The organism is Thiocapsa sp. (assembly GCF_011390875.1).
Classification (GTDB): Bacteria; Pseudomonadota; Gammaproteobacteria; order Chromatiales; family Chromatiaceae; genus Thiocapsa.
This window is the reverse complement of record NZ_JAABRP010000177.1, coordinates 1-10,407: the sequence shown is the minus strand read 5'-3', so window position 1 is coordinate 10,407 and position 10,407 is coordinate 1. Positions and strand designations below refer to the sequence as shown.

The following is a 10,407-nucleotide window of genomic DNA, read 5'->3' as shown; positions in this document are numbered from 1 at the left end:
AGGGGAAAGAATGAAGCTATCGCCTCCGCGATTGCGGTAGACGCACTCGCGCGAGTCCGCCAGTACGACGTTGGTATTGATGATGTGATAGGGACCACGCGGGCTTCGGGAGTCGGCCACATCGGTCAATCGGGCGACATCGGCACCCAGCGCCGCACCGGTTTCGCTGTTTAGCGCCCGATCGATGTCGGGCATGAAGGTCTCCATCAGCCGATCCCGATAGAAGCGGTGGATGGAGATGTAGTTGCAGTTCACCAGCCAGCCGAAGACGAGCGCGACCGCGATCAGGACGGTGACGGCAAGGGTGATCAACTCCTGGAAGGAGAGCCAGAAGGCGATCTCATAGGTGACGAGCAGCGTGCCGAATAGGAAGAGCGCGGCGCCGAGGTTGGCCATCAGATCGGGTCCGCGGTGCACCGCATCGGGTTGAGGGGTGAGAAAGCGACGCATGGACACGCCCATGCCGGAGAGCATGGCGATCGGACCCACGGACTTGAAGGACTCCTTGAGGTGGTCGCCGATCGCCGGGAGACTGCCGATCAGGAAAAATAAGACGATGGCGGTGAGCAACACCCCGCCCAGGCGTTCCACGAGGCGGCGCGATACATACCAAACGCGCGCGATACCGGGCATGGTGTTCTCCCGCCGAACCCCGGTCAGCAAGGCATAGATCAAGGTGCCAAGGACCGTCAGCCCCAAGAGCAGGACACCGATCCAGAGAAACAGCTCGAATCCGAACAGCTCCGCGTGGCCCCGGATATCCATCAGCATCGGCAGCAGGAACATCCCGTCGACACCGGGGTTGTAATGGCCAAAAAACCACAGACCGAAGAGAAAAAAGAGGACGTAGATCGGTATCCAGACGATCAGGTTGAGAAAGGTGCCGCGCAGCACGATCCCCAACAGCGACACGGCGGTGATCCCCGCTCCCGGGGTGAGGTAATAGCCGTGTTCGCGCAAATAGCCGAGCATGCGTCGCTGTCTCTCGTCGGCCCGCCGCGCGGCGTCCGGTCGAGGATCGTCGGTGCCGAACGGAAAGTTGGAAGGGTCAAGGCCGAAGCGAGCCGCATCGGGGCGTGGGACGCCGTCGCCCTGAGCGTCCTTGCTCAGCAGCCAGGTCAGCGCGCCGCCGATGTAGCCGCCACCGGACACCGTCGACAGATAGTCGAACTTTTCGAGCAGGCCCCGGGCTGCGAGTGCCTGCATGGCACCCAGCGCAAAGGTTGCCGAACGAATGCCGCCGCCCGAGAGGGCCAGGCCCACCCGTTTATCGCTGGTCACCTCCGGCTCGTCACAGCCGCGCTGACGGCGCCAGGCGTGAACGTAGTCGGTCTCGGCCTGCTCCAGCGCGACCGGAAACGGCGCCCGGAGCCGCTGTTCAGCACTAGCCTCATTGTGCGCGGTGAGCGCCAGATCCTCGAGGTCGATCGGATCGACGTAGCCTGCCGGTTGCGCTAGCGGTGTCATGAGGGTTGCCTCTCTCCGGATGTCTTTTTTGAGATCGAGGAACGGCCCGTTCACCCGGGCTCGCGATTCCAGGCCCGGATCGCGTCCAGATAGTCGATCATGGCGTGATCCTCGACCGCGTCGAGACGGATGGCGCTGGCCGCTTCGACGGCGCCCCCCACAGTGTCGAGGAAGCGGAACCACAAGCCGATGTCGTCGTGTATGCGCTTGTCCTGGGCGATATAGAGACAGATGCCGACATGGCTGTAGCCCATCAGGCGGGACGGTACGCGCGTCACGATGTCGCCGTTGTTCTGGAAGCGGAAGAACCGATCCCTGGCCTCGTTGTTGAAGATGCGGGCGGTCTCGAGGGTCATGGCCCGGGGCTGCCCGAACGTATAGACCGAGGTGAATGGGAGGTCGACGTGCAGCAACTTGGCGGCGGCCACCGTCGCCATCGCCCCCCCGAGACTGTGGCCGACGAGAAAGATCGGGCGCGGGCGACCGGCGGCTCGGTCGGCTTGGCGGCCAACCAGATAGCGTTCGAATAGCGGTTCCCAGACGTCATCCGTGGACCGTGCGAAACCGCGGTGAAACTCGCCGAACAGGATGCGGGTCGGGAAGGCATTGACGTTGTCGAGCCAGTCACGCATCTCATCGGAGCCGCGGAAGGCGAAACACCAGTAGTCGCGGTGTTCGATCAGAACCGCCTGCGCGCTGTTTTTGTCGGCGCCGGTGACCTTGATGAAATCCGGATCATCGTCTTTCAGGTCTTTGAGGATGCCCGCTTCGTCAGGCGCATGACTGGGCGTCTTGATGAAGACACTCTGGGCGATCCGCGCCATCCAATAGGCGTTGCCGCGGGTGAGCCGGGTGGTGTAGGGATCGACGTGCATGGGTCATTCCTCCGGGAGGTGGGTCATGAGGTCGGCGATCCGCTCGGCCAGCGCACCGATCGTCATCGAGGGATTGCGTCCCCTGCGAGACCACGCAGATCACGCAGCACGCGATTTAGTCAGGTGGGCCATGACCAAAAACGGGACCTGAGCCAGGAAGAAGACGGCGTCCAGATAGCCAAAGGCGGGATAGAAACCGGTCCATAGCCAGAGGAAGAAGAGGACGCCGACCAAACGCGACAGCACCGCCATGACGGCATTGAAGCGGTAGCGGTAGGGCTGGTTGGCGCCGGGCATGTAGAAGATGCTCAACAGCACCAGCATCAGGGCGGCGAAGGCGCTCCAGACCGGATCCAGGGTCTGACGCGCGCCGATCAGCTCCAGCACCTTCTCCGGCCAGAAGATCGTCGGTATCGCGAGCACCAGATTGGCCAGGATGCCCGCCCAGAGGGTGCGTTTCAGCCAGAGTGCGTTACGGTCGGTGGGCGGTACCTGGAGCGTTTTTTCCGGAAGTTCCTCGGCCGGGCGTCGACGCATCGTCAGCAGCAACAGCGGGAGCTGAATCAGGAAGAGGACCCCGTCATAGAGGACGAAGCCGGAATAGAGTCCAGGATAAAGAACAAGAAAAAACAAGACTTCCAGCGGACGGGCGAGCACGGCGAGCCAGGCGTTGAAGCGATACCGATAGGGTTGATTTGCTCCGGGGATGTAGAAAAAAGTCACCAGGAAGACCAACAGGGCGGCGAAGGCGGTCCACACCGGGTCATGGGTGGCGCGCAGCCCGAGCAGATCCAGTGTCCATTCGGGGGCAAAGATGAGCGGAAGCGTCAACACCCAGTTGCCGATGATGCCGAGCCAAACCGCGCGACGGAACCACTTGACCGGTGTCTTCATGTCGGGCCTCCCCGAATCGAGCGGATGTGAATCGTCGGTCATAAACAAAATCAATCTCTTAAACCGCGTCATTGCCGACGCTGGTGAAACCCGGCAAGGTCGGACCGTGGCACGAACGACACCGACCCCACCGGACGCGGTTTAAAGCAACTTGAGATACTCGATCAGCGCCTGCTTCTGGTCAGGTTCCAAATCGGTTCCCCAAAGATGGCCCTGGTTGCTGTTGCCGATCACGCGCGTGTCGTAGCGGCTACCCAGACGCTCGGCATCCGGTCCCTCGGCGACGAAACCCATCCGGGCCGGGTCGTAGACATCCAAACCCCGGTGGAAGACCTCGGTGCGCCCTTGGGGTGGCTCCAACAGCTCACCCAGGTAGGGCACGGAGCCGTTGTGCAGATAGGGCGCGCGCAGCCAGAGCCCGTCCAGCGGCACGTTGACATAGCCGCCGGTGGAGCGGAAATGGCTGAAATCCCAAGGGTAGTCAGCGGCGTATGCGTTGTAGGCGGCGGCGGCCTCGGGTGTCCAGAGGTCGGCGCGGTGACGATCGGTATAGGGCGGAAGACCGCCTGTGTCGGTCCCGGCGGCGGCCCACTCGGGATCGTTCAGGGTCAGCACCTGACCGGTCTTCTCGCCGTCCATCGCATGACAACGCGCGCACTGTTCCCGGTAGATCGGCTCGCCGACGGTTGCCAGTTGCCGGTCAACCGGAAACCGGTCCGCGAACTTGGGCGCCGGGAGCGCCTTGAGCCAGGTCTCCAGCTCCTTGAGCTTTTTGACCGGCAGAACCTTGGGCAGCGTGCCGTCGCCGATGGCCGAGCTCAGGACGACCTCGGTCAGATCGGTGTTGAGCCCGTCCCAATGCAGGGCCATGCCATGCTCGACCCGCGGCGCCATGTTCCAGATCGACTGCATGTCGGAGTTGCCGGTGGTCTCGCCCGGATCGACCCCCAGGGCGCGCACCTTGACCGGGTTGAAGGGATCGATGCGGCCGCGTCCCCAATCCGGCCGGCTGTCGGTCCAGGCGAACTGTTCACGCTGTTCGAGGATCGCCTTGCGGGTGGCCGGGATCAGGAGATAGCGATACAGCAGGCGGTCGACGAGTGACATCTCGTAGACCTGAGCGATTTGCCCCAGGATGTTGCCCGCATCGAAGCGGGGATCGGCGGCGCTCTTGAACAGGAAGCGCTGATAGCCAAGCACATCAACCCGGTTGGGTGGACCCCCGAGATAAATGGTCGGGGCGCCGGTCGGCGTCTCGCGCAGTGTGGCGGTGTGACAGAGTGCGCAATTGACCCCGACCCGTTCGAAACCGATGACCTTTTTGGAGAAGCCGACCGGCATCTCGCGACCCTGCTCCCAGCCGAACCCGAGCGAGGCCCACCCTCCGGGTCCGGGCAGATACTCCGGGAACATCTTGGGCAGGACCAGCCAGATCCAGTATGGGATGCCGTCCTGTTGCTCGGTGCCGATGGAGCCGTATTTGAAGTATTCCTCCATCGAGTCATCGGCCAGTTCCTGCGCGGGCTCGCGGAACAGGTTCCACCAGACGAATCCGCCTCCAAGCGCCGCCACGATCAGCAGGACCGCCAGAACCCGGCGCCACTTACCTTGCTTGGGATGCTTGTCCGACATCGTCATGCCCTCCGGCGCGCGGCCGTATCAGAAGGTTTTCAGGTACTCAACGATGGCGTCCTTGTCGTCCGACGGCAGATCGATGGCATAGCGATGTCCATCGTTGCCGTTGCCCGGAAGCGCGGTGTCGTAGAGGAAGTAGCGGCGGCCGTTTTCCTCGGGCACGTCGGCGATGAACCCCACCCCGACCTGGTCGAAGACGTCGAAACCACGGTAGAACCGCGCCGGGCGGTCTTTCGGATCGTCGAGCAGTGCCCGCAGGGTCGGCACCGAGCCGTTGTGCAGATAGGGTGCCCGCGCCCAGATGCCGTCCAGCGGATGGTTCGCATAGCCCTGGGTCTTGCGGAAATGGGTGAAGCGGTATTCGGAGTCCGGATAGAGACTGTACTGATTCGCCGCGAAATCGAAGGTGTAGGAATCCAGCCGATGGCGATCGGTTCCGATGTCGGCGATCGGCACGACGGTGCCGATGGACGTGCCGCTGCGCACGCCCTCCTTGAAGCGGTGGTCCGCGTGGCAATCCCCGCAGTATTCCGCATAGAGTGGCTCGCCCCGCGCGGCCTTGGCCTGATCGATCGGGTAGGGGTAGGCAGGCGGCGGCAGGGTCCAGATCCAGTCGCGCACCCGTTGCAGGCGTGGATGGTCGATGGTGACCGGGGTCACGCCGGCGCCGAGCGAGGCGCTGAGATTGCGCTCGTCCACGGAGTCGTTGTTGCCGTCCCAATGCAGATACATCCCGTCCCTGGGCTGCTGATTCCACAACGACGGGAAGTCCGAGGCGGCGATCAGCTCGCTCGAGGGCAGGCGAGCCAACGGCCAATTGAACTGGAGTCCCTTGTAAGGATTGAAGGTATCCACCCGACCCGGCCCCCAATCCGGCACCTCATGCCCCATGATACGTTCCAGCCGCTTGGCCAGAATCAGGGTTTGTTCACGGGTGCGCGGGATGACGAAGAAGCGGTAAAGCACGCGATCGAACCAGTCCAGCTCGGCGCCGTTGCGCGCCATGAGACCCATCAGGTTGTCGGCGGTGAAGCGCTCGTCCAGGGTGCAATCCAGGACGAACCGGAAAAAGCCCTGGAGATCCAGTTGATGGGACGGCATTCCCAAGACGATTCGGCGCGGGCCGTCCGCCGTCGCGCGCACCGTGCCGGTGTGGCAGACGGCGCAATTGAGCCCGACCTGATCCACGCCCAACCGATGGCGTTGCGAGATCCCGATCGGGAACGGCCGCCCTTCCTCCGCCAGCAGACCCAGCGCGGCATAACCGCCCGGCAGCTTGTCCGGGCAGACGTGCGGGAGCACGGCGAAGATGGGCTCGGGCGGGAGCAGACCGCCGACGGCATCGAATACCGATCCGCCCGGCTCACTGCCGATGGAGCCGTACTTGAACTGATCCTGGATGTCGGCGTAATCCACCGGCCGATCCGCCGTGAAGCGTGCAGAGAGCCAGACGGCCACGCCGATCAGGATCAACAGCGACAGCAGCCACCGCAGCCGACGCAACCCGCGTCGGAGCGCCTTGGTCAGCGTGGTCGAGTCGCTGGCGTTGTCATGCATCCCGTCATGGCTCATGGCAAACCCCCGTGTGTCGAGATATCCGACGAAACCGCACCCGGCGCTCAGCCGGCGCGCGCATCGGCCAGGATGTCGTCGCTGGCCTTCTCGGCAATCATGTAAATGGCGGAGACGATGAAGAGCCCCGGCGCGCGCGGGAAGACCGAGGCGTCCACCACACGCAGGTTGCGGACGCCGCGCACCCGGAAGCGGCTGTCGAGCACCGCTTCGGGATCGTTTGCCGCACCGATCTTGCAGGTGCAGGAGGCGTGGTGGCCCCAGGCTTCGTCCCGGACGAACCGGCGGATCTGTTCACTGGTCTGAACCTCGGGACCGGGTACCGTCTCTTCGGCGACCAAGCCCTTGACCCCATCCATCATTCGCCGCACCAGTTGCACCGCCTCGACCACGGCATCCAGATCCTCTCCCGAGTCATCGTTGCCCTCATCGAAGTAGTGGAAGTCGATCTGCGGCGTCGCCGTGGGATCCTGCGAGCGGATGGTGACGGTCCCGCTGTGGTTGTTGGTGTGCGCCTTGAGTACGGCCCAACTGAAATACTGGGTGGCCGCCCGAACCTCTTTGGAATAGCCGGGGAAATAGCCACGGAAGTTGGTCACCAGGCCGAACAGAACCAGATCCGGCGGGCCCTTGGCGGCCCGCGCCGCAGCGGAGCGCCGGACGATCGAAATCACGGCGCCATTGGTGGTATAGGGTCCGCGACCCTGCTGCCAGAAGCGAAACTGCGGATCGGGCTCCTCGTCCGGATCAGGCCCCCTCATGGTCGCGCCATTGAGCAGGGCGAAGGGGGTCTTCATGCGGTTGACGACGGTGACCTCGTAGCGATCCTGGAGATTGGCGCCGACCCCGGGCAGATCGACCAGAACCTCGATGCCATGTCGCTGCAACAGGTCGGCGGGACCGATGCCGGAGAGTTGCAGCAGTTGCGGGGTATTGAAGGCACCGCCGGAGAGGATGACCTCGCGCGCGGCGAAAACCTGCCTTGGTGCCGGTGTCTGAGCATCGCGCGGATTCGGATCGGCGGCGTAGAGATGCTCGCCGGGGAGATACTCGACGCCGATGGCGCGGTTCTCCGCGTCGAACAGCACGCGGGTCGCCAACGCCCCGGTCAGAAGATGCAGCCGATCCGGGCAAACCCTCTGCACCGCCTGGATGCGCTCGCGGGTTCCGAGGCGACGGCCCCTGGCGATCGACAGGGGCGTGATCCGCAGCCCCACCCGCTTGCCGTTGGCCATCGCCCAATCATTGGGGTCGAACAGCCCCGTCAGGCTGTGCCAGATCTGCGTGAGCCAGTTGTCGTTCGCGAACAGCGCCTTGCGGGCGCCCCTGACGATGAGCCGCAGCATGGGCCTATCGTCGAGGATCATCAGCGGATCGGCCTTGTTGGTCTCCAGCCAGCCATCGAACCCGTGACGGCTGGGATTCCAGCGCAGCAGGCGCTGCAGAAAGCGTTGCACCCGGCGGTAACGGCAGTTCTCCAGGCGCTGGAAATAACGGCGCATCTTTCCGGCGCACCAGGAGTCGTCGCCGGTGATTCGCGCGATCTCGTCCCAGTCGCGGTTGTGCGGATAAATCAGGATCATGGCGTGGTGGGCGGTGCAACCGCCGAGGGTGGCAGCCCTGGGATAGAAGACTCCCTTGCGCTCGGGTGTGTATTTGGAGTCGCGCCGCTGCTGTTCCTCGTCCGCGTAGTGCCGGACGAAGAACGCCCAGGACATCGCTTTGTCCTCGGACGCCGCGGGATGAAAGGCCGGCACCTGATAGTCGTAGCTATCCGGTGACCCACCGGCCTCCATCAGCAGCACCCGGTAACCGGCCTCGGCCAGATTCGCGGCCACCGGTCCACCGCCCGCGCCGGACCCGACGACGATGTAGTCATACGCGAGCACTTCGTCCGCATTCAGGCTGTTGTCGAGTGGATCGGACGCCATCGGTGAAGCTCCGTCGAACGGTTGACGATGTCGCGGCCCGTTTCAGTCCGGGTTCAGAGCGTCTTCACGAACTCGATCAAGGCTTCCTTGTCGGCATCCGGCAGATCGCTCCCGAAGGGATGCCCCCGGTCGACCTCGAAATCCGGGCAGGTGCTCAGCGCCATCAGGTCCGGGGCCAGTTCCTTGAGCCGCGCGGTGGTTTCGGCGGCGTCCAGACCCTCGCGCGCGATCTCCTGATAAGCCCGCTTGGCGCTCTTGAGGAAGCGCAGCATCCGCCACAGACCGGCGCCCTCGTCCCCAAGGTCGACATTCAGATTGGAGATGAGATTGACCGGCGTGCCCTCGGGGATGGGGCCGACCACGATGTTGCTTCCCTCGACCAGACCGCCGAGTCCGACCACCGAGCGCAGCAGACCGGACAGGGGGTTGCCGTCCACCAGCGGCTGGGTGTACCAGGGCAGCGTCTGGGTCGCGGCCTTGAGGAAGCTGACCTGGGTGGTGCGGTTGATGATGCCCGGGCGGGTCTCGGGCCACAGCAGTTTGCGAATGCCGTCGTCGAAGGCGGCCATGCGCCCTTCGGTGCTCGGATCGCTGTTGAACAGACCGACCTCGTTGTTGTGCAGATAGGGCGCGGTGGACCAGATCGCGACCAGCGACGGAACCCGTTGATAGCCACGTCCACCGGCCGGGGTTTCCCAATCGAATGCGGTGTTGGTGATGGGGTCCTTGAGCACGACCTTGCCCATCGCCGGCAGGTTCTTGTAGGTCTGCGAGGAGAAATCGCTCCAGACATGGCCCTCGATCGCATTGCTGGCCATGGAACTACAGATCTCGGTCTCCAAGGTCGTGACCGGGATCCGTGCGTCGGTGGACAGATAGTTGTCCTCGAGGAAATCGTCCGCCATTACCAGCTCGCGCATCTTGCCCTTGAAGTCGTCGGTCTCGGTCCAGTCCGAATACTCCTTCCAGCACTCCAAATAGTCGCGCTCGCCGCAGTTGAGCTTGGGCGCATCGTCAGGAAGCTTGCTGGAATGGCAGGCGGCGCAGTTCTCGGCGAAGACGATCTTGCCCCGCTCCATGACGGTGGGATCCGAGCTGATGTAGTCCGCGCCTCCGGGTGCATCCCGCAGCGGCATGGGGCCACTGGCCGCGATTAGATACTTGGCGAGATTGCCCGAGCGTTCCTGGGTCGCGTTCCAATAGACCGAGTTTTCCTGCGCGACCTTGACCTTGATCGGGCTCTGGGGCCTGACGCCGATCAGCGGGCGGATATGGCGGATCCATTGCTGATGATATTCGCCGATGTTGATATAGACGCGCGTCAGGGCGGCATCGATCCCGACCGAATCGGCGCCATCCCAGAGAACACGTGGCACGCCGAAGGTCGGCCCGCGCTTCTGGACCTCGGGCAGGGCCAGCGCCCCACCTGCGCTGGTCTCCTGGTGCCAGCGTTCGGCGGCCTTGAGACGCGCGCTCACATCGAAGATGGCGTTCATCGCCCGTGGATTGTTGATGTAGTCCGTAGGGACCAGCGAGGTATCGACCGCGCCGGGTTTCTGGCTGTCGAGGATGTGCCAGACGACGTTGTCCTTCTCTACATTGACCCCGAAGACGCGACCGAACCAGAAATACTGGGCACCAATGGTGGCGGAGAGATTCTCGAACTCAGGTGCCTCCGGATCCGCCGGCGGATGCAGCGGGTGGTGGCTCACATGGCAGAAGGAGCAGGCCATGCCGACCCGATACGGGCGTACCAATTTGGGGTCGGAGTAATAGTCCGGGTCGTTGTAGAACTTGTCCGCGTCCCAACGCGCGGCGGCCTTCTTATCGAAATTGGGATTGGGATAGAGGCGCAGCCCCAGAATGCCGGATGCCTTGCCATAGACCTGTTCGTCGAAGGGCTCGGGCGGCGCGGTGCGCTCGTCCAGGCAGAGTCCGAACTTGTCGGGCTTGGCGGCCTGAACGAAGCCGGGTTCGTTCATCAGGCCCAGATAAGCGAAGCGGTTGGCACGGCTGTAGTAGGTGGTGTAGTT

At 63.8% G+C, this 10,407-nt stretch carries 7 protein-coding genes; all 7 read right to left on the bottom strand.

Going from position 1 to position 10,407, the window contains the following annotated elements; genetic code table 11:
* The coding region (locus GPT33_RS14100) for a patatin-like phospholipase family protein (protein WP_296809996.1) at positions 1-1,467 on the bottom strand (1,467 nt) is incomplete at its 3' end.
* A 50-nt stretch (positions 1,468-1,517) separates the two neighbouring features.
* A complete protein-coding gene (locus tag GPT33_RS14095) occupies positions 1,518-2,342 on the bottom strand; it encodes a lipase family protein (protein ID WP_296809994.1) in 825 nt (274 codons plus the stop codon).
* A gap of 99 nt (positions 2,343-2,441) precedes the next feature.
* The gene (locus tag GPT33_RS14090; RefSeq protein WP_296809993.1) at positions 2,442-3,236 is read right to left on the bottom strand and encodes a hypothetical protein; all 795 of its coding nucleotides are present in this window, start codon (positions 3,234-3,236) and stop codon (positions 2,442-2,444) included.
* Between the two features lie 141 nt (positions 3,237-3,377).
* Positions 3,378-4,868 carry a cytochrome c gene (locus GPT33_RS14085; RefSeq protein ID WP_296809991.1) on the bottom strand — a complete coding sequence of 497 codons (1,491 nt, stop codon included), beginning with the start codon at positions 4,866-4,868 and terminating at the stop codon, positions 3,378-3,380.
* Positions 4,869-4,895: 27 nt separating this feature from the next.
* Complete coding sequence (locus GPT33_RS14080) at positions 4,896-6,428, bottom strand: cytochrome c (RefSeq protein ID WP_296809989.1); 1,533 nt, start codon at positions 6,426-6,428, stop codon at positions 4,896-4,898.
* 62 nt (positions 6,429-6,490) lie between these two features.
* Positions 6,491-8,374: a GMC oxidoreductase gene (locus GPT33_RS14075; RefSeq protein WP_296809987.1), complete on the bottom strand. Its 1,884-nt coding sequence runs from the start codon at positions 8,372-8,374 to the stop codon at positions 6,491-6,493.
* Between the two features lie 53 nt (positions 8,375-8,427).
* The coding region (locus tag GPT33_RS14070) for a hypothetical protein (protein ID WP_296809986.1) at positions 8,428-10,407 on the bottom strand (1,980 nt) is incomplete at its 5' end.

Coding starts and splice junctions, on each gene's coding strand:
- GPT33_RS14090 (WP_296809993.1), bottom strand. CDS start 3,236: ATGAAGACACCGGTCAAGTGGTTCCGTCGCGCGGTTTGGCTCGGCATC.
- GPT33_RS14080 (WP_296809989.1), bottom strand. CDS start 6,428: ATGCATGACAACGCCAGCGACTCGACCACGCTGACCAAGGCGCTCCGA.
- GPT33_RS14095 (WP_296809994.1), bottom strand. CDS start 2,342: ATGCACGTCGATCCCTACACCACCCGGCTCACCCGCGGCAACGCCTAT.
- GPT33_RS14085 (WP_296809991.1), bottom strand. CDS start 4,868: ATGTCGGACAAGCATCCCAAGCAAGGTAAGTGGCGCCGGGTTCTGGCG.
- GPT33_RS14075 (WP_296809987.1), bottom strand. CDS start 8,374: ATGGCGTCCGATCCACTCGACAACAGCCTGAATGCGGACGAAGTGCTC.